Here is a 25,797-nt window from a genome sequence, read left to right as displayed (position 1 = left end):
TACGGCACGGCACAATGACCAGCACCATGACCGAGCAGCCCGATCCCCGCCCGTCGGAGCCCGGCCCCGGCGCCCGTTCCGGCCCGGCCACCTGGTGGCGTGCGTTCCTCGGCTGGCCCCGCTGGGCCCGGATCGCGGCGTACGTCGCAGCCGGCCTGGTGCTGGTGCTGGTGGCCGGACTGGTCACCGGGGTGGTCCTGGTCCGCAGGCCGTTGCCGCAGACGACCGGCAGCCTCGAGCTGCCCGGCCTCGACGCGAAGGTCGAGGTGGTCCGCGACGACCACGGGATCCCGCAGCTCTACGGCGACTCGGTCGAGGACCTGATGCGGGCGCAGGGCTACGTCCACGCCCAGGAGCGGTTCTTCGAGATGGACGTGCGCCGGCACGCCACCGCCGGCCGTCTCGCGGAGATGTTCGGCAAGGACGCCCTCGAGAGCGACGAGATGGTCCGCACCATGGGCTGGCGACGGGTCGCGGAGCGGGAGCTCGCGCTGATCAAGCCCGAGACCCGGACCGCGCTGGAGGCGTATGCCGACGGCGTCAACGCCTACCTCGACCAGCACTCGTCCAGCCAGATCGCCGTCGAGTACACCGTGCTCAACGCCGGCGGCCTCGACTACGAGCCCGAGCACTGGACGGCCGTGGACTCGCTGTCCTGGCTCAAGGCCATGGCCTGGGACCTGCGCGGCAACATGACCGAGGAGATCGACCGGGTCCTGTCGCTGGCCGGCCACAGCGCCGAGCAGGTGGCCGAGCTCTACCCGGCGTACCCGTTCGCCGAGCACGCCCCGATCGTCGGGCAGGGTGCCGTCGTCGACGGCGTCTTCGACCAGGACGCGACCCCGGGCGCGACCCGCAACCCGCAGCGGCCGGCGTACACCGCGGGCGCTCGTGCCGCGCTGTCCCGGCTGCGCCACGGCATCGCACGGATGCCCACCCTGCTCGGGCGTGGGGACGGCGTCGGCAGCAACAGCTGGGTGGTCGACGGCGAGCACTCCGCGACCGGGGCGCCACTGCTCGCCAACGACCCGCACCTCGGCACCAGCCTGCCGGGGGTCTGGATGCAGATGGGCCTGCACTGCCGGACCGTCTCCGAGGACTGCCCCCTCGACGTCGCCGGCTTCACCTTCTCCGGGGTCCCGGGCGTGATCATCGGTCACAACGCCGACATCGCCTGGGGCTTCACCAACCTCGGTGCCGACGTGAGCGACCTGTTCCTCGAGCGGGTCGAGGGGGACCGGTGGCGCTACGACGGCCGGCTGCGCCCGCTGCGCACGCGCACCGAGACGATCAAGGTCGACGGCGGCGACGACGTGAGGATCACCGTCCGCTCGACGAAGCACGGGCCGCTGCTCTCCGACGTCTCGGACGAGCTCGAGGACGTCGGCTCCGACGCGCGGGTGCCGGGCCGGCCCGACGACGAGAGGTACGCCGTCGCGCTGTCCTGGACCGCGCTGAAGCCGGCGCCCACCGCCGACGCGATCCTCGAGCTGGACCTGGCCACCGACTGGGACTCCTTCCGGGCCGCGGCATCGGCCTTCGCGGTGCCCGCACAGAACCTCGTGTACGCCGACACCGAGGGGCACATCGGCTACCAGGCCCCCGGCCGGATCCCGATCCGCAAGTCCGGCAACGACGGCCAGCTGCCCGTCGCCGGCTGGCAGCCCGAGAACGACTGGACCGGCGACTACGTGCCCTTCTCCGGGCTGCCCAACGTGCTCGACCCCGACGAGGGGTTCATCGTCACCGCCAACCAGGCGGTCATCGGCCCCGACTACCCCTACCGGCTCACCGACGACTGGGACCAGGGCTACCGCTCCCAGCGGATCCGGGACCGGCTCTCGGAGGAGGGGGAGCTGTCGGTCGACGAGATGCTCGCCCTCCAGCTCGACGCCCGGAACCCGATCGGCCCGGTGCTCACGCCGTACCTCCTCGACGTGCCGCTGCCGCACGGCTACTACTCGGCCGGGCAGCGGCTGCTGCGCTCGTGGGACTTCTCCCAGCCCGCCGACAGCGCCGCGGCGGCGTACTTCAACGTCGTCTGGAGCAACCTGCTCCGGCTGACCTTCGACGACGACCTCCCCGAGGACCAGCGGCCGGACGGCGGCGACCGGTGGTTCGCGGTCGTGAGCCGGCTGCTCGAGAAGCCGTCGGACCCGTGGTGGGACGACAGCGGCACAAGCGAGGTGGAGACCCGCGACGACATCCTGGCGGCCGCGATGACCGCCGCGCGCGACGAGCTGACGCAGCGCCAGGACGTGCACCCCGAGGAGTGGAGCTGGGGTCGGCTGCACCGGCTCGACCTGCACCAGGCGGCGCTGGGCGAGTCCGGCATCGGCCCCGTCGAGTGGCTGGTCAACCGCGGGTCCTGGGACCTCGCGGGTGGCAGTGCGGCCGTGGACGCGACCGGGTGGGACGCCGCGGACGGCTACGACGTCGAGACCGCTCCGTCGATGCGGATGGTGGTCTCGCTCGGTGACCTCGACCGGTCCCGGTGGATCAACCTCACCGGCGTCTCGGGGCACCCGTTCGACCGCCACTACACCGACCAGACCGACCTGTGGGCCGCCGGCGACACGCTGCCCTGGCCGTTCACGCGGTCGGCGGTGGAGGACGCGGGCGAGGACACGCTGACCCTGGAGCCCGCGGAGCCTCGCTAGAGGAGCCGCACCCCCGAGGGTGTCGCGGCGGCGAGCACCCGCCGGTCGTGGGGCTCGGCGGGCACGTCGATCCCGACCTCGTCGTCGTAGAGGAGCACGCAGGTGAAGGTGCCGACGGGAACCCGCGCCAGCGCCCGGTCGTAGCACCCGCCACCGCGGCCCAGGCGCAGCCCGTCGGGGGACACCGCCAGGCCGGGCAGCAGGACGACGTCGGCGGTGCCCACCGCGTCCGGTCCGAGGCGTGCGCCGACCGGCTCGAGCAGCCCGAGTCGGGCCGGGGCCAGGCTCCCCTCACCGCGGTGGACCGCCCAGTCGAGGTCCAGGTCGGGCAGCAGCACGGGCAGGATCACCCGCTTGCCCGCCTCCTCCAGCGCGGCGAGCAGGTGGCCGGTGCCGGGCTCGTTGCCGATGGAGACGTACGCCGCCACGGTGGCCGCGCGGCGCACCTCCGGGACGGCGAGCAGCACCTCGGCGAGGGCCCGGGAGGCGTCGCCGACCTCCGCCAGCGGACGCCGGTTGCGGCGGGTCAGCAGCCGGTCCCGCACGGCCAGCTTGGCCGCGGCGGCGCCCGGCCTCGGAGACGGATCTGAGGGCATTTGCGGCGGGACCACCGGACCAGCCTACGATCGACTACATGGGTAGCGCAGGGTTGCAACGGGCACGCGACAAGATGGTCGCCGCGGGCGTCGACGAGGTCGCCATCGAGACGTTCGCGCACTACTACCGGCTCCTCGAGCACGGGGAGACCGGGATGATCCCCGAGTCGTCGATCGAGCCGGTGGACATGGAGCGGCTCGCGGACGTCGAGGTGTCCGACGAGGACGCCGCCGAGGCGATCCGCAGGACGGCCGTGATCAAGCTCAACGGTGGGCTCGGCACCTCCATGGGCATGGACCGTGCCAAGTCGCTGCTGTGCGTGCGCCGCGGGCTGTCGTTCCTCGACATCATCGCCCGGCAGGTGCTGCACCTCCGCACGGAGCACGACGCCACGCTGCCCCTGATCTTCATGGACTCCTTCCGCACCTCCGCGGACACGATGGCCGCGCTGGCCCGCTACGAGGACCTCAAGGTCGAGGGCCTGCCGCTGGAGTTCCTGCAGAACAAGGAGCCGAAGCTGCTCGCCAAGGACCTGGCGCCGGTGAGCTGGCCCAAGGACCCCGACCTCGAGTGGTGTCCGCCCGGCCACGGTGACCTCTACACCGCGCTGCGCGGCACCGGCCTGCTCGACCGGCTCATCGAGGCCGGCTACAGCTACGTCTTCGTCTCCAACTCCGACAACCTCGGGGCGGTCCCGGACGCGCGGGTCGCGGGCTGGTTCGCCACCTCGGGCGCGCCGTTCGCGATCGAGGCCGTGCGGCGCACGCCCTCCGACCGCAAGGGCGGCCACTTCGCCCGGCGCAAGAGCGACGGCCGGATCGTGCTGCGCGAGACCGCGCAGACGCTGCCCGAGGACGCCGAGGCGCTGGCCGACCTCGACCGCCACCGGTTCTGCTCGACCAACAACCTGTGGTTCGACCTGGCCGCGATGAAGACTGCGCTCGACGTGCGCCAGGGGATCCTCGGCCTGCCGCTGATCCGCAACGTCAAGAACGTCGACCCCGGCGACAAGTCCACCCCCGAGGTGATCCAGGTCGAGACCGCGATGGGGGCGGCGATCGAGGTGTTCGAGGGTTCCCGGCTGATCGAGGTGGGGCGTGACCGGTTCGTGCCGGTGAAGACCACCAACGACCTGCTGGTGCTGCGCTCGGACGTCTACGACATCGGGCAGGACTTCGTGCTCGACCAGGTCGCCGACGCGCTGCCGTTCGTCGACCTCGACGCCGACCACTACAAGCTCGTCGGGGAGTTCGACAAGCGCTTCCCCGAGGGCGCGCCGTCGATGCGCAAGGCCACCGCGCTGCGCGTCGAGGGCGACTGGACCTTCGGCAAGGGCGTCGAGGTCATCGGCGAGGTGACCCTCGAGGCGGCGTCGGCCCAGCGCGTCGACGCCGGCTCGGTGCTCTCCGACGGCGCGACGGGCGCCGCGGACGGGTCCACGCATGGGTGACGACCTGACCTCCGTCGAGGACCACCTCGCCCGCATCCTCGACGCCGTCGGGCCGCTGCCGGACTTCCCGCAGCCGCTGATGGAGGCCCTCGACCTCGCCGCCGCCGAGGACGTCGTCGCCCCGATCCGACTGCCCTCGTTCGACAACTCCGGCATGGACGGGTACGCCGTGTGCCACCGTGACGTGGTCACCGCGACCGGCGAGTCGCCGGTGCACCTGCCCGTGGTCGGCGAGATCGGCGCCGGCCAGGCGCAGCTGCTGGCGATGTCACCGGGCACGGCCGTCAAGATCATGACCGGCGCGCCGCTGCCCGCGGGGGCCGACTCCGTCGTGCCCTACGAGTGGACCGACCGGGGTGTCGCGCAGGTCCGGATCGACCGCGCTCCCGACCTCGGCCAGCACGTCCGCCGCGCCGGTGAGGACGTCGCCGAGGGCGACCTGCTCGTCGAGCACGGCACTGTGCTCGGTCCGCGTCACCTCGGGCTGCTGGCCTCGGTCGGCCGGGCCACCGTGCGCTCGCGCCCACGGCCGCGCGTGGTGATCCTGTCCACCGGCTCGGAGCTGCGTGAGCCGGGGCAGCCGCTGGGCCACGACACGATCTACGACGGCAACTCCTTCCTGCTCGCGGCGTCCGCGCGGCGTGCCGGTGCCATCGCCTACCGGGTCGGGATCGTCCCCGACGAGCCGCGCGAGTTCCTCGACGCGCTGCACGACCAGCTCGTGCGCGCCGACATCGTGGTGACCAGCGGCGGGGTGTCGCAGGGCGATTACGACGTCGTCAAGGAGGCGCTCGCCCCCACCGGGACGGTCTGGTTCGGGGGAGTCGCCATGCAGCCGGGCAAGCCGCAGGGCTTCGGAGTGGTCGGCGAGGACCGCACCCCGATCTTCACGCTGCCCGGCAACCCGGTGTCGTCGTACATCTCCTTCGAGATGTTCGTGCTGCCCGCGATCCGCAAGCTGATGGGGAAGACGCCGTGCTCCCGACCGACCACGCGGGCCCGGCTCACCCGCGCGATCAGCTCGCCGGCGGGCCGGCGCCAGTTCGTGCGAGGGGAGTACTCCGTGGACGGCGGCGGGCCGTACGTCAGCCCGGTCGGCGGCCACGGGTCGCACCTGATCGGTGACCTCGCGTCGTCCAACGCGTTGGTCGTGGTGCCCGAGGACGTCACCTCGGTGCCCGCGGGCGAGCAGGTGCAGGTGCTGCTGCTCGACCAGGACTTCTGAGGGGGATCTGTGGACCGGTTGACCCACGTCGACGAGGCCGGCGCCGCCCGGATGGTCGACGTCTCCGGCAAGGACGTCACCGCCCGGACCGCCGCCGCCTCCGGGCGCGTGCTGGTCTCGGCCGAGGTGGTCTCGCTGCTCCGCGGGGCGGGGGTGCCGAAGGGGGACACCCTCGCGGTGGCCCGGCTCGCCGGGATCATGGGCGCCAAGCAGACGCCGTCCCTCGTCCCGCTGTGCCACCCGCTGTCGATCTCGGGCGTGACCGTCGACCTGACGGTCACCGACGAGAGCGTCGACATCGCCGCCACGGTGCGGACCACCGACCGGACCGGCGTCGAGATGGAGGCGCTGACCGCGGTGACGGTGGCGGCCCTCACCGTCGTCGACATGGTCAAGGCGGTCGACAAGGCGGCCGTGATCACCGACGTCCGGGTGGAGACCAAGACGGGCGGCAAGTCCGGCGACTGGGCCCGGGAGAGCGGCTCGTGAGCCTGCGCGCCGAGGTCGTGGTCGCGTCGAACCGCGCCGCGGCCGGCGTCTACGAGGACGCCACCGGCCCGCTGATCGTGGACTTCCTCGCCGAGCTCGGGTTCACCGTCGACGCCCCCGTCGTGGTGCCGGACGGCGAGCCGGTCGGCGAGGCGATCGCGGCGGCGGCGACCGGCGGGGCGCGCGTGGTGCTGACCACCGGCGGCACCGGCCTGACCCCGACCGACCGGACCCCCGAGGTGACGCGCGCGCTGCTCGACCGCGAGGTCCCGGGCGTCGCGGAGGCGATCCGTGCCCACGGCGTCGCCAACGGGGTCCCCACCGCGGTGCTGTCGCGTGGCCTGGCCGGTGTCGTGGGCAGCTGCCTCGTGGTCAACCTGCCGGGGTCGCGCGGCGGGGTGAAGGACGGCCTGGCCGTGCTCCGGCCGATCCTCGTGCACGCGGTCGAGCAGGTCGTCGGGAGCGATCATTGAGCGGCTGGCCCGTCTGGCTGTCGTCGGGCGAGGTGACGCTGCGGCCGCTGACCTATCGTGACGCGCCGGACTGGCGCGCCGCGCGGCGTCGCAACGCGGCCTGGCTCAAGCCCTGGGACGCCACCGTCCCGCCCGGGTCCGAGGCGCGACCGTCGTCGTTCCGGTCGCTGGTGTGGCGGCTGAACCGCCAGGCGCGGGCGGGGACGACGTACCCCTTCGCGATCGAGGTCGACGGCCGGTTCGTGGGGCAGGTGACCGTCAACAACATCGTGCGCGGTTCCGCGCAGTTCGCCTCGGTCGGCTACTGGCTGGACCGGGAGTACGCCGGCCGCGGCATCATGCCGCGCGCGGTCGCGATGGTCATCGACCACTGCTTCTCCACCGCGGGCCTGCACCGGATCGAGATCGCGATCCGGCCGGAGAACTCCAACTCGCTGCGGGTCGTCGAGAAGCTGGGCCTGCGCGAGGTCGGCTACGCCCCGAAGTTCCTGCACATCGACGGGGCCTGGCGCGACCACCGGATCTACGCCGTCACCGTCGAGGAGTGCCCCGAGGGGATGCTGGCGAGGATCCGGGACTGAGGCCCTCGCCGCGGGGACCCCGTGGTTGGGGGACGGGTCCGAACCGGCGGTCGCAGTCGGCGCCGGCACACAGCGCCAGGGCGGCGTACCTCCTCGCCAGCTCGCGCAGCACGGGTCGGTAGCGCGGGTCGCGGGCGACGTCGACGATCTCGTGGGGGTCCCTGCGGCGGTCGTAGAGGAAGGCCCGCTGGTCGTCGATGCGCAGCATGTAGGTGTAGCGCCGGGTGCGCACCCCGCGGAAGTCCCAGCCGGGGTCCGGCCCCCGCCTGCGGTGGTTGCCGGCCTGCACCAGCTGGGTGTCGCGCCACGACCGTGATCGGTAGCCGCGCAGGACGGACGCGAACGACCGACCGTCCTGGAGGCGGCCGGTGGTGCCGCCCGCGAGGTCGAGGATCGTGGGGGCGAGGTCGGTGAGCGTCACCGGCAGGCTCGAGGTCCTCCCGTGGCGGGCGCCGGGGACGCGGACCACCAGGGGCACCTCGAGGGCCTCGCGGAACAGCATGTTCTTGCCCGTGAGGCGGTGCTCGCCGAGGAGGAATGCGTTGTCCGAGGTGACGAGGATGTAGGTGTGGCCGAGCTGGTGGGTCTCGCGCAGGACGGAGACGAGGCGGGCCACCGCGGTGTCGACGTCCTGCAGCGACTGGATGCGCCGGGTGAACTCGGTCTGGAGGGGCCGCCGGGGCAGTGGGTGCCGCATCCGGTTCGGGTAGGGCCGGGGCCGTCGACCGGCGACGTCGAAGGACGGCTTGGAGAGCGAGGGCGACCGCACGCCCTCGAGCACGTGCCGGTGTCGTGCGGTCGGCAGCGGGAGGCCGACGGTGGCTGAGTGGTGGTCCCGTCGCAGGTGCGGGGCGACGTGGGAGGCCCAGATGAAGAAGGGGGCGTCGTCCGCGGCGAGGCGGCGTACGAACCGTGTTGTGTAGCCGGAGATCACCGGGGTGACGTTGCGGGTGAAGGCGCGGGTCCCGCTGTCGGTGGCGAAGCGGGTGTCGTCGTAGCTGTAGACGCCGCTCACGGCCGCGCGCCAGATCGTCCAGCCCGCGGGGCGCCCCTCCCAGTTCCAGCGGTTGAGGAACTTCCCCACCAGCGCCGTGTCGTAGCCCGCCGCCTGCAACCAGGTGCCGATGGTGTTCGTCTTGTCCCGCAGCACGTGGTAGCCCCCGTAGGGACCGCGGTTGAACTGGACCCCGTTGTTCTGCCCCATCTGTCCGGTGATGATCTCGGCGCGGGCCGGGCAGCACAGGGGTGCCGGCGACAAGGCGTGGGAGAAGGTCACCCCGTGCCCGCCCAGCAGCCGACGGGTCCGGGGCATCCACGTCAGGTCGGCGAGGGTCTGGTCATCGGTGGTGACGAGCACGATGTTGGGGGCCCCCGGGCGGGCCACGGGCGCCGGCGACGGTGGCGGTGCCGGGGCTGGCGGGTGGTCGTCGTCGCGTCCCACGACGAGCCACGAGATCGTCGCCACCAGGGCCACGCAGAGGAGCAACACCACGCCGAGGCGCCTGCGACGAACGGCGTTCGTCATGTCGTGTGCCCCCGGTTGCTACGACCCCGGGCCGACGCCCGGGGTGTCGGTGCCCCGGCCTCGGTTGACCCGGGGGCTGTCTCTTCGAGTCTAATGACCCCTCTTCCCCCATCAGTCACACGAGTCTTTTTGCGACACACGGGTGGACATCCGCGGGGGTGTGCGCTAGCACTCCTAACCTCTGAGCGTGGACCCCAGCGCATTGATCTTCGTCGCCCTCGCCGTCGCGTGGGCCGTCTACCTCGTGCCCAAGGCGCTCAAGCACCACGACGACGCGGTGCGCAGCCGCTCGGTCGACCGGTTCTCCCACACCATGCGGGTGCTGGCGCGGCGCGAGCCCGTCGACCGGCGCAACGCCCGGCTCGTCGTCACCCCCGGCCGCGCCGCCTCCACCGCGGTCGTGACCACCAAGGCCCACGCCCGCCCCGAGGTCGTCCACGCCCCCGAGTCGCCTGCAGCCGAGGTGCCCGCGGCCGAGGCGCCCGTCGCCGAGGTCCCGGTGGTCGCGCAGCGCGCCCGCCGCGAGGCGGCCAACCGTGCCGCCCGTCGGCGCCGCCGCGTGCTCGGCACGGTCCTGCTCGCGAACGTCGTGGTCCTCGCGCTCGCGGCCTTCTCCGTCCTGCCGTGGTGGTCCGAGGCGATCCCGGCCGGGCTGCTCGTCGCCTGGCTGGTCGCCTGCCGGCTGATGGTGCGCTCGGAGCGGGCCGCGGCCCCCGCCGTACGCCGTCCCCGCGCCGCCGCCCCGCGACCCACCGAGGCGACCGCGACTCCCGACGAGGAGGTCGTCACCGAGCACCTCGTCGCCGACGAGGGCGACGACTGGACGGTCGACACCTCCTCGATGCCGGCCGCCGTGGTCGACCCGACCCTGTGGGACCCGGTGCCCGTCACCCTCCCGACCTACGTCACCAAGCCGGCGGCCGCCCGCCGCACGGTGCGCACCATCGACCTCGACGCCACCGGCGTGTGGACCTCAGGCAACACCCACGCGGACTCCCAGCTGGCCCGTGAGGCAGACGAGGCGGACAAGGCGCGCAAGTCACGGGCGCAGGGTGAGGACCAGCGCGCCGTCGGCTCCTGAACCCCGGGCCGACCCGGCCCGACGCGGCTCCCGGCCGTGTCGGGAACCGATTGGGAGACGCCGCACCCGTGGTGCTAACGTTTCCCACCGCGTCCCCCGGGACGCACCGGGGCTGTGGCGCAGTTGGTAGCGCGTCTCGTTCGCAATGAGAAGGTCAGGGGTTCGAATCCCCTCAGCTCCACCACGAGAAAGGCACCGCCTCCCCTGTGGGAGGCGGTGCCTTTCTGGTTCTTACGCGCCGGACCGCGAGTCGCGCGGTCAGACCCAGTGGGTGTCGTGCATCTGCATGAAGCTCGCGCGCTGCTCCTCGGTCATCTGCTCACCGCGTGCCAGGGTCTCGAAGTAGTCCTCCCGGGGCCCACCGGGCGCGAACATCAGCAGCATCGACGCGTGGTCCGCACCGCGGAAGCCGTGGATGCCGCCCTCCGGGACGTACAGGAAGTCGCCCGGCCGAGCCGTGATCCACCCGCGGCCGTCGTGGAGCCGGACCTCGCCGGAGAGCACGTAGAACTGCTCGGAGATCGAGCGGTGGAAGTGCGGGTCCGGGCCGGACTCGGTCTCCCCGAACGTCCACCGGTACAGGCCGAACCGCCCCGCTGCCTGGTCGCCCGTGGCGAGGTACTCGCACGTGCCCCCGCTCCGGAAGGTGATCTCCGGTGGCTCGTCGGTGCGCCGCAGCCAGGCGCTGGCCTCACCGTCGGTGCCGGAGTAGGTGTCGGCGGGGTAGGGGCGAGGGAGTGACACGGCTCAGCCCTCGGAGGACCGGGCGGCCACGCCGTCGAGCCTCAAGGTCGTGGACGCGTCGCGGTGGCTGCCGCTGGTCCCGACATGGCGGTCGCTGATCTCGGGGCCGTTCTTGATCACGTGGACGAGCGCCATGCCGTGCCCGCGTCCCAGACCCAGGTCCTCGGCCAGCCAGGCGAGGACCTCCCCGGCCTTCGACTCGGGTCCGAACCCACGCTCGTGCGCACGATCGACGATCTCCTGAGGGGTCAGCCCCGTCTTCTCCTCGGCCTTGTCGAGGTACGCCTGGAACGACAATGCGCCGCCCTTTCACTCTCGGCCACCGCGGAGGACCTCCGGGTGGCAGCAGATCCCGCCCCGGTCGGGGCGGGCGAGGGGATTGTCCACCACGCAGGCCCGACGTCGCTGTGCCTCGCGGCAGCCTGGCCCCGCGTTCTGCGGGATCGCGACGGCCACCGGCTGCCATGATGCCGTTGTGGTGGTGTCCCAGGACGAGGTGCCGCTCGTCGGCCGCGAGCGCGAGCTGACACTCCTGCGCGCCGCCGTGACCGGCGCCGCCGAGGGCGAGCCCGCGGGGGTCCTGGTCGCGGGGGAGGCGGGCGTCGGGAAGTCCCGGCTGGTCCGCGCGCTGCTGGAGGAGCCGCCGCGTCCGCAGGCGCTGGTGCTGCGGTCGCAGTGCGTCGACCTGGGCGATCCGGGCCTGCCGTACCTGGCCGTGATCGACCTCGCCCGGGCCGTGCAGGGGATCGCCGGATCCGATCCCGAGGTGGCCGCGGTCCTCGACCGGTTCCCTGCCGTGGCCGGCCTGACGGACCCGCAGGGTGCCGGCGACGGCGCCGTCGACGAGTCCCGACGGCTCCAGGTCTTCGATGCGACGGCCGCGCTGCTCGCCGCCGTCGGGCGCGTCCGCGGCCCGGTCGTCGTGCTGGTCGAGGACCTCCAGTGGGTGGACGCGTCCTCGGCCGACTTCCTCCGGTTCCTGCTCAGCCGGATGGTCTCGGAGCGGGTGCTGGTGCTGGCGACGGTCCGGACCGACGGGCTGGCCGTCCGTCCGCGGGTGCGCCGGTTGCTCAGCGAGCTGGGGCGGCTGCCGGCGGTGCGTCGGCTCGACCTCGAGCCGTTCACGGCGTCGGAGGTGGCGGAGTACCTCGCGCGGGTCGACGGCCCTGCGGACGCCGCCGACGACGTGTTCGGCCGGACCCGCGGGAATCCCTACTACGTCGGGACCCTGGCAGCAGGACTGGGACCGGACGGGAGGCTGGACGAGGGGATCCCGCGGGCGTTGGCGGACCTGCTCGTCGGCAGGCTGGACGGGTTGTCGGACGACGTGCGCACCGTGGTGCGTGCCGCCGCGGTGGTGACGCACGTCGTGCCCGACCGCCGGCTGCGCCGAGTCGTGGGCCGGGTGGCGGGCCTGGCCGACGGCGCCATGGACGAGGCGCTGCGCGTCGCGGTGGGCGAGGGACTGCTGACACCGGACGGCGCCGGCTACTCCTTCGCGCACGACCTGCTGCGCGCGGCCGTGCACGACGACCTGCTGCCCGGCGAGCGCGCGCGGCTGCACGCCGCGCACGCGAGCGTGCTCGAGGAAGGCGACGCGGGCTCCGCCAGCCCAGCCGAGGTGGCCCAGCACTTCACGCAGGCGCAGGACACCCCGAAGGTGCTGCTCTGGTCGATCCGGGCCGCCGCCGAGGCGGAGAGGGTCCAGGCTCCGGACGAGGCCCTGCAGCACCTCGAGCGCGCGCTCGCGGCGTGGCTGGACGTCGCCGACGCCCCCTCGCTGGCGGGCGAGTCGATCGGTCGGGTGGCGGTGCGGGCAGCCCGTGCTGCCGGGCTGGCCGGCGAGTCGGCCCGGGCCGTCGAGTGGGCCCGCCGGGGGATCCGGCTCTGCGAGGCCGACGAGGACGAGCGGGGACGGGTGCAGGCACGCGCCGAGCTGGTCCGCCAGCTCCTGGCGGCCGACGCCGCCGACCAGGCGGTCCGGCCCGCCGAGGAGGCGGTCGTGCTGGCGGAGACCACCGGCGTCGACGCGGGCACCGCGGCGCTGGCCCACCTCGGGCTGGCTCGGACACTGCTGCTGACCCATCGGACCGACGAGGCGCGCCCGCAGGCCGGCCGCGCGCTCGAGGAGGCACGGGCCGCGGGCGACGCGGGGGTCGAGGTCGAGGCGCTCACCACGGAGGCCTTCCTCGACGAGGTCGACGGGGACCGGGCAGGCGCAGCCGCACGGCTCGGCGCCGCCCTGCAGCTGGCGCGCGCCGAGGGCGAGCTGGCAGCGGAGCTGCGTGCGCACTACGTGCTGGCGTCCTTGCACTACTACAACGGGGACGTGACCGGGTCGCTGCCGATCCTGCGGACGGCGATGGCGCGGGTGACCGAGAGCGGCCTGCGGTGGAGCGGCTCGGGCGTCGAGCTGAGGCTGCTGCAGGCGATCGCGCTGTACGTGTCCGGTGACCTCGACGGGAGCCTGGCGGCCGCTCAGGCGCCGGGGAGCCGGCCACCGGACGTCGCGGCCGCGCGGCTCGCCGCGGTGGGTTGCTACGCGGCCGTCGCCCGGGGGCTCCCGGATGCCGAGCGCCGGGTGGCCAACCTGGAGGGGAGCTGGGACGCCGACCCCCAGGTCGGTCTGGTGGCCGGCGGCTGCGAGGCCGACCGCCTCACCTGGCAGGGCGACTACGCCGCAGCGGTCGCGATGGCCGACCGGGCGCAGAGCCACATGGACACCGTGGCCGGCGAGGGGATGTACGGCGGCCTCTGGCTGTCGGCCCTGGCGCTGGGGGCGCTCGCCGACGAGGCGACGTACTGCCGCTTGCGGCGCGACGAGTCCGGCGCAGCGACCGCGCTCCGGCAGGGGGACGTGCTGCTGCAACGGGTGGAGCGGATCGTGGCGGGCGGGCACGGACGGCCGGGGGACCTGGGACCCGAGGGGCGAGCCTGGCAGGCCCGGGCCGTGGCCGAGCACGCCCGGTTGCGTGGTGAGCCGGCCGTCGAGCAGTGGCAGCGGGCGCTCGATGCCTTCGGCTACGGCCACGTCTACGAGCAGGCCCGCTGCCACTGGCGACTGGCCGAGGCCTGGGTCGCCGCGGGGGACCGCGCCGCCGCCAGGCCGCACGCCGACGCCGCGGCCGCCGCGGCGGAGCGGATGCGGGCGGGTCCGCTCCAGCGCGCCGTCGAGGCGACGGTGAGCCGGGCCCGGTTGGGGAGCTCCACCGATCGCGACGCCGTGCTCACCGGGCGGGAGCGGGAGGTCCTCGCGCTGGTGGCGGAGGGGCTGACCAACCGCGAGATCGGGAAGCGCCTGTTCATCAGCGAGAAGACGGCCAGCGTGCACCTGAGCCACGTGATGGCGAAGCTGAACGCCACGAGCCGGACCGAGGCGGTCACGGTCGCCCACCGGCGGGGGCTGCTGGACGTGATCGGGCCGGACCGTCCCGCACGCTGACCTCGGTCCGAACTGCGTGAACTCCTCATGCCCGGGGCGACCCCTTAGACCCAGAGTCGACGCCATGCCGATCCGCACCGTGCGGAGGCATCGAGGAGGATCGAGATGGCAACGTCGTACTCGCGCGAGCGGCTCGCGCACGAGGTGGCCGGAGCGGTGCACGACGGCGGGGAGCCCGCCGCCGCCCGCGAGGCCGCCGGGTTCAACACGGCCGTGACCCACCACCCCGCGGTGGTGGTCGCGGCGACCAGCGCCCAGGACGTGGCGGCGGCGGTCAGGTACGCAGACGAGGAGGGCCTCCCCGTCGCGGTGCAGGCCACCGGACATGGGGCGAGCGCGCCGGCCGACGGAGCGGTGCTGGTGTCCACCAGGCGCATGCAGGGAGTCCAGGTCGACCCGGTCGCCCGCGTCGCCCGGGTCGAGGCCGGCGTCCGGTGGCGGTCGGTGATCGACGCAGCCGTGCCCCACGGCCTGGCGCCGCTGTCCGGCTCGTCGTCGGGCGTGGGGGTCGTCGGCTACACCCTCGGCGGAGGGATGGGCCACCTCGCCCGCCGCCACGGCTTCGCGGCCGACCACGTCCGCTCGGTCGAGCTCGTGACCGCTGCGGGGGAGGTCAGGACCGTCACCGCCGAGAGCGACCCCGAGCTGTTCTGGGCGGTCCGTGGCGGTCAGAGCAGGTTCGGGATCGTGTCGGCCCTCGAGCTCGACCTCTTCCCGGTGCCGCGGTTCTTCGGCGGGGCGATGATCTTCGCGGCCCCCGCCGTCGAGGAGGTGCTGCACGCCTTCGCCACCTGGGCGCCGACGATGCCCGAGGACGTCACCACCTCCGTCGCGCTGCTGCGGCTGCCGCCGGCCGAGCACGTGCCACCCCCGATGCGTGGCGTCGTCAGCCTGGCCGTGCGCTTCGGCTTCACCGGCTCCCCGGAGCGGGGGGAGGCACTGCTCGCGCCGATGCGCAGGGTCGCGTCCCCGGTGCTGGACTCCGTCGGCCCGATGTCGTTCGCCGAGGTGGACCGCATCCACATGGACCCCGCCCAGCCACTGCCCGCGGTCACCCGCGGTGCGCTGCTGCGCTCGACGCCCGCCGCCCTGATCGACACGGTGCTCGACGTGGCCGGCCCGGGCGTGGACGCGCCCCTGGCCGTGCTCGAGATGCGGCTGATGGGTGGGGCGCTCGGCCGTCCCGCGACGGTCCCGAACGCGGTCGCGGGCCGCGACGGCGCGTTCTCGGTGTCGGTGGTCGCCCCCGCGCCACCGCCGTTGCTGGCGACCGCCCACGCCGTGACCGGCCGGGTGGTCGAGGCCCTGGAGCCGTGGTCGACGGGGACGTCGCTGGTGAACTTCGCCGGCCACGGCGGCGACCGCGGAGCGAGCGGGGCGTGGACCCCGGACGTGCTCGAGCGGCTGCGTCGGGTCAAGGCCGCGGTGGATCCGCACGACGTGTTCGGCGGCGGCCTCGCTGCCCCGACGGCAGTGCCGGCAGGTGTGCGATGAGCCGGCAGGTGGTCGTCGTCGAGCCCGGGCAGGGCCACCGGGTCGGCAACGTCGAGTTCCTCGCGCGCACGGAGGACACGCCCTTCTTCAACCTCGCCGTCATCGTGCTCGCACCGGGGCAGGGGGTCGAGGGCCATCGGCACGGGGCCGAGGACGACTCCTTCCTGGTGCTCGAGGGCACGCTCTCGCTGACCGTCGGCGACGACCAGCGCGTCGTGCAGGCCGGGCCGGGAACGTTCGCGCTCGTGCCCGCGGGCACGCTGCACGCCCTGCTGAACGCCGGGTCGACCGAGGTGCGCTTCCTCAACATCCACGCACCCGGTGGGTTCGACCGGCGGATCGGACTCGGGCGGCAGCCGGCCCGGCCTGCCGTGACCGTCAGGCCAGGACGCTGACCACGTCGACGTAGAAGCTCGTCGGCAGCGTCGAGTCGTTGACGGCCTGGAACTTCAGCGTGATCGTCTGCCCGGCGTAGGCCGAGAGGTCGACGGTGGTGGCGGTCCACGTCCCGGTGGGCGAGGCGTTGCTGTAGCTCTTCAGCGTGGTGCCGTTGGCCTGGATGTTGAGCTTGTCGTACGCCGTCGAGCCCGACTCCTGGGTCGTGACGTAGCTGCGCAGCGTCAGCGTCTGGGAGCTGGCACCGGTCGGCACGGTCACCTGCTGGGTGGCCGACTGGGTCGAGGAGGTCGTGCCGCCGACGAGCAGCGAGTGGGTGCCGGCGTAGGCGCGGGTGGTCACGACCGAGGCGCCGGAGCCCAGGCTCCAGGAGGAGTTGCCGGACTCGAAGCTGCCGTTGACGACCCGCTCGGCCGGCGTGCCCGTGCCGCCACCGCCGCCGCCGGAGGTGGAACCACCCACGAGCCACTGGGTGGCGTTGAGGGCGAGCGGGGCGTCCGTGCCGGCCGGGTCGTTCCAGCCGTCGTAGAGCGTGTTGCCGGACTGGCCGGTGCCGTCGTCGATCGGGGAGCTGTCGCCCCAGAAGGCCACCCGGCCGGAGCCGAAGGTGCTGGTGACGAAGGCGGCGCCGGTGGTCCCGCTCGCGGAGTAGCCGGAGCGGTAGAGCTCGCCGCGGACCGCGGCGTTGGCGGCCGGGTGCAGGGTGGCCGTGGTGCCGTTGCGGAGGATGGTGCCGGTCACCGTCCCGAAGGGTCCGCTGATGACCGGGTCGTCCACGGCCTGCGCGCCGACCACGTTCGGGTTCTCGTTGCCGATGTTGAGGTGGTCGATCGCGAAGCCGAAGGGGTCCGTGGAGTCGACGGAGTTGTTGGTCATCAGGTCGTTGAGCACGTCGACCGAGTCGTAGCCGTCGTTGTTGCGGTCGGAGACGTCGTGGTCGCTGACCATGAACAGGCCGCCGCCGGCCTGGACGAACTGCATGATCGCGGTCTTCTCGGCCGCCGTGAACAGGGTGTTGGGCTCGGGCAGCACGAACTCGTCGTACCTGCTGAGGTCCTGCGGGTTGCTCGTGTCGCCGTAGGTGATCCGGCCGGTCGCCGGCAGCGTGGCGAGCGAGTAGTCACCGGTGCGCTGGAGCGCGACGCCCCAGGCGGAGATCGCTCCGGTCCAGCTGGCCTCACCGGTGGGGGTGGCGTTCTGCCCGAGCGGGTCGGGCTGGCTGGTGGAGATGATCCAGTCGGCGTTGCCGGCGGTCTCCGCGGAGCTGTTGTCGAAGAGCACCTTGTACGGCGGGGTGGCCGCCGTCGCCGGGCTCTGGAGGGCGGGGCTCAGCCCGGCGACGAGCGCGCAGGTGAGCAGGACGATCTTCAGTGGTTCCCGAGACATGCCGGAGAATCTAGGGCGCTGCGCCCTGCTGCGACAGGGGTCGAGCGGTGACGGCCGGGTGAACGCTCACCCGCGGCGGTCACACCGGCGTGGTCGACCCCCCGGCGGTCATGACGGGCCGGCGGCGAGCGGGCCGGACAGGCAGGCCTGCAGCCGGGGCGCGAGGTCGGCGACGACCTCGTCGGCCGCCAGGCCGGCCAGCGGCTCGACCTGGATCACGTAGCGGGTCATGGCGAGCCCGATGATGTGCATCATCACCAGCGACGCCCGGAGGTCCGCGCGGTCGCCCCCGATCTGCTCGGCCACCGGCTGCAAGAGCTCGGCGGTGATCCGCTCGCGCAGCAGCCGTCCCGCCTCGGGCTCGGAGGTGGCGGCCCTGACGACGGAGAGCATCCGGTTGCGGCCGTCCTCGGACTCCAGGGTCTGGAGCACGAAGGACGCCAGCCGGTGGCCGGCCTGCTCACGGGGCCCCTCGACGAGGCGCGCGACCACGACCTCGGGGGCGGCCGGCAGCTCGGCGGCCTCGACGAAGAGGCGCACCTTGGAGCCGAAGTAGTGGGTGACCAGGGCGGGGTCGACCCCGGACTCGATCGCCACCTGGCGCATCGAGGTCCGGTCGTAGCCCACGGTCGCGAACATCCGGCGGGCGGTCGCCCGGATGGTGTCCCTCGTGCCGCTGTCCCCGGCGCGGCGGCCTCGTCGTGTCGTGCTCACGGCAGGTCTCCCCAATTAATTCTTGACGTGTTGAATTCAATGCGTGCAGAATTATGGCGCAAGCCTACTCATCCCCTCCTGGAGCCACCATGTCCCATTCGATCCCGACGGCCGCCGGACCGGTCGCCGCGCCCGCGCTCACCCCCCGCCGGCGCACGAGCATCCTCGTCGTCGTCTGTCTCGGCCTGATGATGGTGGTGTCGGCCGTGAGCGGCCTGAACGTCGCGCTCCCCGACCTCGCCGTCGACACCGGGGCCAGCCAGACCGAGCTGACCTGGATCGTCGACGCCTACACGCTGGCCTTCGTCGGGCTGCTGCTGCCGCTCGGCGCCATGGGCGACCGGTTCGGTCGCCGGGGCGTGCTGCTGTTCGGGCTGCTGGCCTTCGGGCTCGGCGCCGGGCTGGCGATGACCACCGACGACCCCACGACCCTCATCGAGCTGCGGGCCCTGATGGGCGTCGGCGCGGCCGCGGTCATGCCGGCCACCCTGTCGGTCATCACCAGCTCGTTCCCGCCCGAGGAGAGGGGTCGGGCCGTCGGGGTCTGGGTCGGCGTCGCCGGCGGGGGAGCCGTGCTCGGCCTGCTCGCCTCCGGCATCCTCCTCGAGCTCTTCTCGTGGAGCTCGTTCTTCGGGCTCAACGTGACGCTGGCCGCGGTCGCCCTGGCGGGGACGCTGGTCGTCATCCCGTCCTCCCGTGACGAGCACGCACCGCGCCTGGACCCGGTCGGTGCGTTGCTCTCCCTCGTCGGCATCGTCGCCCTGGTCTTCTCGATCATCGAGGGCCCCGAGCGCGGCTGGTCCGACCCGCTCACCGTGGCCGGCTTCGTCGTCGGCGCGCTCGGCCTCGCGGGGTTCGTCCTGTGGGAGCTGCGTCGCCCCGACCCGATGCTGGACCCCCGCCTCTTCCGGCTGCGCGGCTTCAGCGCCGGCTCGCTGGCGATCACGGTGCAGTTCTTCGGCAGCTTCGGCTTCTTCTTCGTGATCATGCAGTACCTGCAGTACGTCGAGGGCCGCTCGCCGCTCATGGCGGCCGTCTGCCTGCTGCCGCTGCCGGTCGTGCTCATCCCGCTGGCCCGCCGGGCGCCCGCGATCGCGGCCCACCTCGGCACACACCGGGTCGTGGCGCTCGGGCTCGTGCTGAGCGCCACCGGCATGCTGGTGCTGTCCCGGCTGTCCCTCGACTCGTCGTACGGCTTCCTGGCCATCGGCCTCGTGGTCTTCGCCGCGGGCATGGGACTGGCGGGCACGCCGGCCACGACCGCCATCGTCTCCTCGCTCCCGAAGTCCCGTCAGGGCGTGGCCTCGGCGGTCAACGACGCGTCGCGCGAGCTCGGCAGCGTGCTCGGCATCGCCATCCTGGGCAGCGCGCTGAATGCGGCGTACCGCGACGGAGTCAGCCCCGCGACGGACGGGCTGCCTCCGCAGGCCGCGGACGCGGCGGAGTCCTCGATCGCGTTCATCACCCGCGGGGCGGACCAGATCGCCGCGATGGGGCCGGCGGGGGACCGGCTCGTGCAGGCCGCCCAGCAGTCCTTCGTCGACGCGACCGGGACCGCGTTCCTGATCTCCGCCGGCGTGCTGCTGGCGGGTGCGGTCGTGGTGTGGTTCCGGGCGCCGCGGGACGTGGAGGTCGAGGTGTCCGAGGAAGCCCCGGAAATGCACGAACCGCCGGCGTCTCGGGTCACCGGCGGTTCGTGAGAGAAACGTAGCGCGGCCAACCCCAAGAGATCCTGAGTTCCGCCTCAAGATCTCCTCAATTCGGGCTGTGGCAGCATCGCCCGCATGTGGGAAGCGGCGTTCTGGGGCTTCGTGGGCGGCTTCGCACTGCTGCTGGGGGCGGTCGCCGGGATCTGGCTGCCGGCCAGCAAGCGCTTCGTCGGCCTGATCATGGCGTTCGGCGTGGGCGTGCTGTTCAGCGCGGTCGCCTTCGAGCTCACCGCGGAGGCCTACGACCGCTCCGGCGCCGACGCGGTGGTCCTGGGGCTGCTGGCCGGGTCGCTGGTGTTCTTCGGTGGTGACTGGCTGATCGACCGCCGGGGCGGGGAGCGGCGCAAGAGCCAGAACGGCTCACCGGCCGACGCCGGCCCAGGGGCGCTGGTCCTCGGGGCCCTGCTCGACGGCATCCCCGAGTCCGCGGCGATCGGGGTCAGCCTGGTCGGCGGCGGCACCGTGGGCACGGCGGTCGTGGCCGCCGTCTTCCTCTCCAACATCCCGGAGTCGCTGTCCGCCTCGGCCGGCATGCGCAAGGACGGCCGCTCGGTGCGCTACGTGCTCGGGCTGTGGACCGCCGTGCTGCTGGCGTCCACGGTCGCGGCCGCCCTCGGGTTCGGCCTGCTCGGCTCGGCGCCGGCCGTCGTGATCGCGGTGACCCAGGCGTTCGCCGCCGGTGCGATCCTCACGATGCTCGCCGACACGATGGTGCCCGAGGCCGTCGAGCACGCGGGCGCGCTGGTCGGCCTGGTGACCGCGGTCGGCTTCACCCTCGCGTTCCTGCTGTCGATGGCCTGAGCCCGGGTCGACCTCAGAAGTCGCTCGAGGACAGCACCCGGTCGACCTCGATCCGGATCGCCACCCGGTCCGGGTTCTCCCGCGGGGTCCGGTAGCGGGCGGCGTACATCGTCTCGGCCCGGCGCACCGACTCCGGGTCGGAGAGCACCGACCCCCGTCCCTCGATGGTCGACCAGCGCCGACCGTCGACCTGGCAGGCCGCCAGCAGCGGCGAGTCCGCGAGGTTGCGCGCCTTGCGCGACTCCCGCGAGGTGATCACCCACGCGCACCCCTGCTCACGGTCGAGGGCCACCCCGACCGGCACGACGTGCGGTCGGCCGTCGGCGCGCAGGGTGGTGAGGGTGCACAGGTGCCGCTCGGTCCAGAAGTCCAGCAGGGCGGCGGGCCACGCGGGCCAGTCGGGCGTCGGTGAGGTCACGCCCCCATGGTGCCGGGTCGGCCCACGCCGACGTGCTTGGGTGCGTGGTGTCCGCGGGCTACGTTCGCCAGCATGCTGCCGCGCCCCCTCGCCGTCGGGATCGACACCGTCCTGGACCGGACCGTGGCCCCCGGGTACACCCGGATCGGCCCTGCCATCCGCCGCCACCTCCCGACCTGGCCCGCCGACCCGGAGCCGGACGCCATGAAGGGCAAGGTCGTCGCGGTCACCGGCGCCACCTCGGGTCTCGGCCTGGCCACCGCCGAAGGGCTCGCCCGGCTCGGTGCCGAGGTGGTCCTCGTGGTGCGTGACACCGACAAGGGCGCGCGGGTGCTGCGCGACCTCTCCGGTCGGCTGCCCCTGGCCGAGCTGCACCTGGCCCGCTGCGACGTGGGCGACCTCGACGACGTACGCCGCTTCACCGACGAGCTGGACGTCGGCCACCTCGACGTGCTGGTGCACAACGCGGGGGCGATGCCGCCCGAGCGCACCGAGTCGGCCCAGGGCCACGAGCTGACGATGGCCCTGCACGTGCTCGGTCCGGTGCTGATGACCGAGCTGCTGCGGCCCCGCCTGACCGACGCGCGCGTCGTGCTCGTGACCTCCGGCGGGATGTACGGGCAGCGGCTGCGCGCCGACGACCCGGAGTACCTGCAGGGGGACTACTCGCCGACCACGGCCTACGCCCGCAGCAAGCGCGCCCAGGTCGAGCTCCTGCCGGTGCTCGACCAGCGCTGGGGCGGCTCGGGCATCTCGGTGCACGCCACCCACCCCGGCTGGGCGGACACCCCCGGCGTCGTGGACTCCCTGCCGACCTTCCACAAGATCACCGGCCCCCTGCTGCGCGACGCGGAGGGCGGCGCCGACACCACCGTGTGGCTCTCCGCGACCGACCCGGTCCCGACCGGCGGCCAGCTCTGGCACGACCGCCGGCCGCGCCCGTCCCACCTGCTGCGCCGGACCCGCACCGGCGAGGACGAGCGCGCCGCGCTGTGGCAGTGGGTACGCCGCGAGCTGGACCTCGCCGAGGACGCCTAGCTCAGATCCAGCGCTGGAACCAGATCCGGTCCAGCCACTCGCCGTGGGTCAGCAGCTGGTCGGTCCAGATCGGCCAGAACCACGCGAAGTTCACCAGCACCAGCACGAAGAACGACCCGGACACGATGACCCCGGCGGTGCGCCGGGGAGTCGGTACGGGCGAGGAGCCGATCAGTCGGCCCATCGTGAGGGTGAGCGCCAGGACCAAGAACGGCAGGGTCACGATGGCGTAGAACGAGAAGATCGGCCGGTCGTCGTACTGCAGCCACGGAAGCCAGGTCGACAGCGTCCCGACCACGGCGAGCCCGAACCGCCAGTCCCTGGCGCCGATCCACATGGCGGCGGAGTAGAGCAGCGCGAGCACCCCGCCCCACCACAGCACGGGCGTGCCGAGAAGCAGCACCTGGCGCAGGCAGTCGCTGCCGGCGGGGGCGTCGCAGCCCTGCGTGCCCGGCTTGATGTCGACGTCCGCCTCGACGCCCACCGGCCGGTTGAGGAGCAGCCAGCCCGACGGCTTCGAGGCGTAGGTGTGCGTGCTGTCGTTGAGGAAGTGCGTGTGGAACACGTAGACGTCGCGCTGGTAGTGCCAGAGCGAGCGCAGCGACTGGGAGACCTCGCCCAGGCCCGAGGCGTCCGGCTCGTCGCGGGTCGGCCAGTCCTTGCCGCCGTCGTAGTGGGTGTACTGCGTCGCCGACAGGTGGGTCTCGTACTCGTGGGCGTGGATGAGCCACCCCGTCCACGAGGCGACGTAGACCACCAACGCCACGAGCACGAGGTGCACGAAGGCCGGCACTCCGTCGACCAGGGCCGACCTGAGCACCGCCCAGCGCACGCCGAAGGAACGCCGGGCGCCCGCGCTCCACAGCCACACCAGGACGCCGAAGGCGGCCAGCGGGTACGCCGCCTCCCACTTGCTCCCGAGGGCCAGCCCCCAGCACACCCCGGCGAGCAGCAGCCACGGGCGGAACAGCAGCCCGCGCACCGGGCCCCAGCCGTGGGTCACCTGCTCCGGGGCGAGCCGGGCCAGCCTGGCGCGGTACCAGTCCCGGTCGTTGACCGTGCAGGCGACGGCGCAGAGCAGGAAGAACGCGACGAAGATGTCGAGCAGGGCCAGCCGGGACAGCACCAGGTGCAGGCCGTCGAAGGTCAGCAGCAGGCCGGCGACGCAGCCGAGCGCGGTCGACCCGGTGAGGCGCCGCGCCAGCCGGCACATGACCAGCACCATCAGCGACCCCACGACGGCGGCGGAGATCCGCCAGCCGAACGGGTCCATGCCGAAGGCCTTCTCCCCGAGCGCGATCAGCCACTTGCCGACCTCGGGGTGCACGATCATCGACGGGCTGTCCTTCCACACACCCGTGGTGGTGCCGTCGAGGATCTTGTCGTTCGCGCTGCCGACGTACTCCTTCACGTAGCCGAAGTGGGCCAGCGACCAGGCGTCCTTGGCGTAGTAGGTCTCGTCGAACTCGAAGGCGTGCGGGGTGCCGAGGTGCCAGAGCCGGAGGAACAGCGCGAGCAGTGCCACCCCGATGCTGGCCGACCAGCCCACGACCGGGTCCTCGAGCCGCTTCCGACCCCGCGCCCGTTCGCGGGCGAGTGGCACACGTCGGCCCGCGGCGGTGCTCGACAGGCCCACCCGGCGCCGGACCGCGGCGTCCGGAGGAGCGAGGTTCGTCACGACCGGAGACTCTACGTGCACCAAAATGAGGAGAAACGCTCAAGTCAGCGCGCGGAAGCCCCGATCCTTCTTGCGGGGTCCCCCCGGCCCCGCGTCCCGGACTGGAGCGACTGGATCGACGGGACGCCTCCCCTGCGTCTGCCCGGAGACCGTCGTGCTGGTTCGTGCTGCCACCTCCCTGATCCCTGCCCTCGTGCTGCTGGTCGGCGGCCTCACCCCTCCACCCGCCCTCGCAGGCTCCTCGGGGTCCGTCCCCGTCCCGCTGCGCGTGGGGAGCTACAACATCCGGGCCGGCGAGACCGTCGACTCCTTCGAGGCCGGCGTCGAGGCGCTGCGGCCGCGCGTCGACGTGGCCGGGCTGCAGGAGATCACCGGGCGCGACAAGCTCCGGTTCCTGCAGGCCACGACGGGCTGGGCGTCCTTCAGTGCCCCCGAGCAGCTGCAGAACCCGGTCATCTGGGACCGCTCCAAGCTCGCCTTCGTCAGCGGCCGCGGGGCGCTGCTCGCCAAGGGGCGCTACATCGGCGACGAGCTGCCCAAGATCGGGGACCACACGAAGGACACCTACGCCACGATCGTGCACCTGCGGCACCTGCTCAGCGGTCGGTCGCTGACGGTGATCAACGTGCACCTGCTCGCCGGCGCGACGCAGGCGGGTCGGCCGCGCGTGGACCGGCCGCTGATGTTCACGGAGTACCGCGACCAGGTCCGCAGCCTCGATGCGCTGGTGGCGGCCGAGGCCGCCTCCGGCCAGGTGATCGTGCTCGGCGACTTCAACGTGGGCTACGAAGCCGACGCGCGGTGGCAGCGCAAGAACTTCCCCTACACGAGGCTGACCAAGCACGCGATGGTCGGCATGTGGAGGGACTGCGGCACCGACGAGCACGGCACCCACGGGCGCCAGTACATCGACCAGGTGTGGACCGACGTGCCCGCGGTCAGCTGCGAGGTCGACTACGACATCCAGCACTCCGACCACTACCCGGTCGTGGGGACCTACGCCCTGGACACGCTGCCCGGCTGATCCGGTGGCGGGCCTGCGATGATCGGGGCGTGACCACCCCTCCAGGCACGCTCGTGCTCGCCGCCACGCCCATCGGCCGGGTGGCCGACGCGCCGCCGAGGCTGGCCGACGAGCTGGCGAGCGCCGACGTGGTCGCCGCGGAGGACACCCGCCGGCTCAAGCGGCTCACCAGCGACCTCGGCGTCACCGTGACCGGCCGGGTCGTGTCGTACTTCGAGGGGAACGAGAGCTCCCGCACCCCCGCGCTGCTCGAGGCCCTGCTGGCCGGGGAGCGGGTGCTGCTCGTGACCGACGCCGGCATGCCCAGCGTCTCCGACCCCGGCTACCGGCTGGTCGCCGCCGCGGTCGAGGCCGACGTGCCCGTCACCGCCGTGCCCGGCCCCTCGGCCGTGCTCACCGCGCTGGCCGTGTCCGGGCTCCCGGTGGACCGGTTCTGCTTCGAGGGGTTCCTGCCCCGCAAGGCGGGCGAGCGGTCGCGTCGGCTCGCGGCCCTCAAGGCCGAGGAGCGGACCATGGTGTTCTTCGAGGCGCCGCACCGCACCCATGCCGCGCTGGCCGCGATGGCCGAGGCATGGGGCGGGGAACGCGCCGCGGCGGTGTGCCGGGAGCTGACCAAGACCCACGAGGAGGTGCGCCGCGGTCCGCTGGCCGACCTGGTGACCTGGGCCGACGAGGGCGTGCGGGGCGAGGTGACGATCGTCGTCTCCGGCGCGCCGGGCGGCCCGGACCTCGCCGACGACCCGGACAGCCTGCGCGCCGCCGTGGCCGACCTCGAGGCGGGCGGGACCAGCCGCAAGGACGCGATCCTGGAGGTCGCGCGCCGGGCCGGGCTGCCCAAGCGCGAGGTCTACGACGCCGTGCACAAGCAGTGA

23 protein-coding genes and 1 tRNA gene are annotated in these 25,797 nt (G+C 73.4%); 16 read left to right on the top strand and 8 right to left on the bottom strand.

Going from position 1 to position 25,797, the window contains the following annotated elements:
* Window positions 1-26: 26 nt before the first annotated feature.
* The gene (locus ACZ43H_RS16390; RefSeq protein WP_464584624.1) at window positions 27-2,660 is read left to right on the top strand and encodes a penicillin acylase family protein; all 2,634 of its coding nucleotides are present in this window, start codon (window positions 27-29) and stop codon (window positions 2,658-2,660) included.
* Here ACZ43H_RS16390 and ACZ43H_RS16385 read toward each other — a convergent pair.
* Window positions 2,657-3,271 (bottom strand): 5-formyltetrahydrofolate cyclo-ligase, encoded by a 615-nt coding sequence (locus ACZ43H_RS16385; RefSeq protein WP_464584622.1) that lies wholly within the window; start codon window positions 3,269-3,271, stop codon window positions 2,657-2,659. The two genes, ACZ43H_RS16390 and ACZ43H_RS16385, sit on opposite strands and share 4 nt — an antisense overlap.
* Window positions 3,272-3,294: 23 nt before the next feature.
* Here ACZ43H_RS16385 and ACZ43H_RS16380 point away from each other — a divergent pair, with 23 nt between their 5' ends.
* Genes ACZ43H_RS16380 through ACZ43H_RS16360 form a run of 5 tightly spaced genes read left to right on the top strand, consistent with a single transcriptional unit; the run spans window position 3,295 to window position 7,475 of the window.
* Window positions 3,295-4,707, top strand: a complete 1,413-nt coding sequence (locus tag ACZ43H_RS16380) for a UTP--glucose-1-phosphate uridylyltransferase (protein WP_464584620.1) — start codon at window positions 3,295-3,297, stop codon at window positions 4,705-4,707.
* Window positions 4,700-5,932, top strand: coding sequence for a molybdotransferase-like divisome protein Glp (gene glp, locus ACZ43H_RS16375; protein ID WP_464584618.1), 1,233 nt, complete (start codon window positions 4,700-4,702; stop codon window positions 5,930-5,932). The genes ACZ43H_RS16380 and glp overlap by 8 nt, the downstream gene beginning before the upstream one ends.
* A 51-nt stretch (window positions 5,933-5,983) precedes the next feature.
* Entirely contained in the window at window positions 5,984-6,421 is a 438-nt protein-coding gene (gene moaC, locus ACZ43H_RS16370; protein ID WP_464590842.1) for a cyclic pyranopterin monophosphate synthase MoaC, read from the top strand.
* Entirely contained in the window at window positions 6,418-6,894 is a 477-nt protein-coding gene (locus tag ACZ43H_RS16365) for a MogA/MoaB family molybdenum cofactor biosynthesis protein (protein WP_464584616.1), read from the top strand. Before moaC ends, ACZ43H_RS16365 begins: the two co-directional genes overlap by 4 nt.
* Window positions 6,891-7,475: a GNAT family N-acetyltransferase gene (locus ACZ43H_RS16360; RefSeq protein ID WP_464584614.1), complete on the top strand. Its 585-nt coding sequence runs from the start codon at window positions 6,891-6,893 to the stop codon at window positions 7,473-7,475. The genes ACZ43H_RS16365 and ACZ43H_RS16360 overlap by 4 nt, the downstream gene beginning before the upstream one ends.
* Here the strand turns inward: ACZ43H_RS16360 and ACZ43H_RS16355 are convergent.
* Entirely contained in the window at window positions 7,426-8,967 is a 1,542-nt protein-coding gene (locus tag ACZ43H_RS16355) for a sulfatase-like hydrolase/transferase (RefSeq protein WP_464584612.1), read from the bottom strand. The two genes, ACZ43H_RS16360 and ACZ43H_RS16355, sit on opposite strands and share 50 nt — an antisense overlap.
* A 220-nt stretch (window positions 8,968-9,187) precedes the next feature.
* Here ACZ43H_RS16355 and sepX point away from each other — a divergent pair, with 220 nt between their 5' ends.
* Entirely contained in the window at window positions 9,188-10,081 is an 894-nt protein-coding gene (gene sepX, locus ACZ43H_RS16350) for a divisome protein SepX/GlpR (protein ID WP_464584610.1), read from the top strand.
* A 108-nt stretch (window positions 10,082-10,189) separates the two neighbouring features.
* A tRNA-Ala gene (locus tag ACZ43H_RS16345) sits at window positions 10,190-10,265 on the top strand.
* Window positions 10,266-10,339: 74 nt separating this feature from the next.
* Here the strand turns inward: ACZ43H_RS16345 and ACZ43H_RS16340 are convergent.
* A complete protein-coding gene (locus ACZ43H_RS16340) occupies window positions 10,340-10,825 on the bottom strand; it encodes a cupin domain-containing protein (protein ID WP_464584608.1) in 486 nt (161 codons plus the stop codon).
* A 3-nt stretch (window positions 10,826-10,828) separates the two neighbouring features.
* Entirely contained in the window at window positions 10,829-11,122 is a 294-nt protein-coding gene (locus ACZ43H_RS16335) for a DUF4287 domain-containing protein (RefSeq protein WP_464584606.1), read from the bottom strand.
* Window positions 11,123-11,300: 178 nt separating this feature from the next.
* Between ACZ43H_RS16335 and ACZ43H_RS16330 the strand changes: the two genes are divergently transcribed.
* The 3 genes from ACZ43H_RS16330 to ACZ43H_RS16320 all read left to right on the top strand — a co-directional run bounded on the left by ACZ43H_RS16330 (window position 11,301) and on the right by ACZ43H_RS16320 (window position 16,156).
* The gene (locus ACZ43H_RS16330) at window positions 11,301-14,267 is read left to right on the top strand and encodes a helix-turn-helix transcriptional regulator (RefSeq protein ID WP_464584604.1); all 2,967 of its coding nucleotides are present in this window, start codon (window positions 11,301-11,303) and stop codon (window positions 14,265-14,267) included.
* A gap of 105 nt (window positions 14,268-14,372) precedes the next feature.
* A complete protein-coding gene (locus ACZ43H_RS16325; RefSeq protein WP_464584602.1) occupies window positions 14,373-15,761 on the top strand; it encodes an FAD-binding oxidoreductase in 1,389 nt (462 codons plus the stop codon).
* Window positions 15,758-16,156 carry a cupin domain-containing protein gene (locus ACZ43H_RS16320; RefSeq protein ID WP_464584600.1) on the top strand — a complete coding sequence of 133 codons (399 nt, stop codon included), beginning with the start codon at window positions 15,758-15,760 and terminating at the stop codon, window positions 16,154-16,156. Before ACZ43H_RS16325 ends, ACZ43H_RS16320 begins: the two co-directional genes overlap by 4 nt.
* Here ACZ43H_RS16320 and ACZ43H_RS16315 read toward each other — a convergent pair.
* Window positions 16,140-17,543 (bottom strand): hypothetical protein, encoded by a 1,404-nt coding sequence (locus tag ACZ43H_RS16315; protein WP_464584598.1) that lies wholly within the window; start codon window positions 17,541-17,543, stop codon window positions 16,140-16,142. The two genes, ACZ43H_RS16320 and ACZ43H_RS16315, sit on opposite strands and share 17 nt — an antisense overlap.
* Window positions 17,544-17,651: 108 nt before the next feature.
* On the bottom strand, window positions 17,652-18,257 hold the full coding sequence (locus tag ACZ43H_RS16310) for a TetR/AcrR family transcriptional regulator (protein WP_464584596.1): 606 nt from the start codon (window positions 18,255-18,257) through the stop codon (window positions 17,652-17,654).
* An 89-nt stretch (window positions 18,258-18,346) separates the two neighbouring features.
* Here ACZ43H_RS16310 and ACZ43H_RS16305 point away from each other — a divergent pair, with 89 nt between their 5' ends.
* Both ACZ43H_RS16305 and ACZ43H_RS16300 read left to right on the top strand, forming a co-directional pair.
* Window positions 18,347-19,957 carry an MFS transporter gene (locus tag ACZ43H_RS16305; RefSeq protein ID WP_464584594.1) on the top strand — a complete coding sequence of 537 codons (1,611 nt, stop codon included), beginning with the start codon at window positions 18,347-18,349 and terminating at the stop codon, window positions 19,955-19,957.
* An 84-nt stretch (window positions 19,958-20,041) separates the two neighbouring features.
* On the top strand, window positions 20,042-20,767 hold the full coding sequence (locus ACZ43H_RS16300) for a ZIP family metal transporter (protein WP_464584592.1): 726 nt from the start codon (window positions 20,042-20,044) through the stop codon (window positions 20,765-20,767).
* A 13-nt stretch (window positions 20,768-20,780) separates the two neighbouring features.
* Here ACZ43H_RS16300 and ACZ43H_RS16295 read toward each other — a convergent pair whose 3' ends face one another.
* Window positions 20,781-21,185, bottom strand: coding sequence for a pyridoxamine 5'-phosphate oxidase family protein (locus ACZ43H_RS16295; RefSeq protein ID WP_464584590.1), 405 nt, complete (start codon window positions 21,183-21,185; stop codon window positions 20,781-20,783).
* 72 nt (window positions 21,186-21,257) lie between these two features.
* Between ACZ43H_RS16295 and ACZ43H_RS16290 the strand changes: the two genes are divergently transcribed.
* Entirely contained in the window at window positions 21,258-22,223 is a 966-nt protein-coding gene (locus ACZ43H_RS16290) for an SDR family NAD(P)-dependent oxidoreductase (RefSeq protein WP_464584588.1), read from the top strand.
* 1 nt (window position 22,224) lies between these two features.
* On the opposite strand, the gene ACZ43H_RS16285 is transcribed toward ACZ43H_RS16290, so the two are convergent.
* Complete coding sequence (locus ACZ43H_RS16285) at window positions 22,225-23,901, bottom strand: dolichyl-phosphate-mannose--protein mannosyltransferase (protein WP_464584586.1); 1,677 nt, start codon at window positions 23,899-23,901, stop codon at window positions 22,225-22,227.
* Window positions 23,902-24,055: 154 nt separating this feature from the next.
* Between ACZ43H_RS16285 and ACZ43H_RS16280 the strand changes: the two genes are divergently transcribed.
* Entirely contained in the window at window positions 24,056-24,925 is an 870-nt protein-coding gene (locus ACZ43H_RS16280; RefSeq protein ID WP_464584584.1) for an endonuclease/exonuclease/phosphatase family protein, read from the top strand.
* A gap of 29 nt (window positions 24,926-24,954) precedes the next feature.
* Window positions 24,955-25,797, top strand: a complete 843-nt coding sequence (gene rsmI, locus ACZ43H_RS16275) for a 16S rRNA (cytidine(1402)-2'-O)-methyltransferase (RefSeq protein ID WP_464584582.1) — start codon at window positions 24,955-24,957, stop codon at window positions 25,795-25,797.

It is taken from the genome of Nocardioides sp. DN36, from assembly GCF_055380375.1.
This window is presented reverse-complemented; position numbering and strand designations above follow the sequence as displayed.

What these genes read in the sequence shown, in the direction of transcription:
- ACZ43H_RS16390 (WP_464584624.1), top strand. Translation starts at nt 27, where the DNA reads ATGACCGAGCAGCCCGATCCCCGCCCGTCGGAGCCCGGCCCCGGCGCC.
- ACZ43H_RS16380 (WP_464584620.1), top strand. Translation starts at nt 3,295, where the DNA reads ATGGGTAGCGCAGGGTTGCAACGGGCACGCGACAAGATGGTCGCCGCG.
- glp (WP_464584618.1), top strand. Translation starts at nt 4,700, where the DNA reads ATGGGTGACGACCTGACCTCCGTCGAGGACCACCTCGCCCGCATCCTC.
- moaC (WP_464590842.1), top strand. Translation starts at nt 5,984, where the DNA reads ATGGTCGACGTCTCCGGCAAGGACGTCACCGCCCGGACCGCCGCCGCC.
- ACZ43H_RS16325 (WP_464584602.1), top strand. Translation starts at nt 14,373, where the DNA reads ATGGCAACGTCGTACTCGCGCGAGCGGCTCGCGCACGAGGTGGCCGGA.
- ACZ43H_RS16320 (WP_464584600.1), top strand. Translation starts at nt 15,758, where the DNA reads ATGAGCCGGCAGGTGGTCGTCGTCGAGCCCGGGCAGGGCCACCGGGTC.
- ACZ43H_RS16315 (WP_464584598.1), bottom strand. Translation starts at nt 17,543, where the DNA reads ATGTCTCGGGAACCACTGAAGATCGTCCTGCTCACCTGCGCGCTCGTC.
- ACZ43H_RS16305 (WP_464584594.1), top strand. Translation starts at nt 18,347, where the DNA reads ATGTCCCATTCGATCCCGACGGCCGCCGGACCGGTCGCCGCGCCCGCG.
- ACZ43H_RS16300 (WP_464584592.1), top strand. Translation starts at nt 20,042, where the DNA reads ATGTGGGAAGCGGCGTTCTGGGGCTTCGTGGGCGGCTTCGCACTGCTG.
- ACZ43H_RS16290 (WP_464584588.1), top strand. Translation starts at nt 21,258, where the DNA reads ATGCTGCCGCGCCCCCTCGCCGTCGGGATCGACACCGTCCTGGACCGG.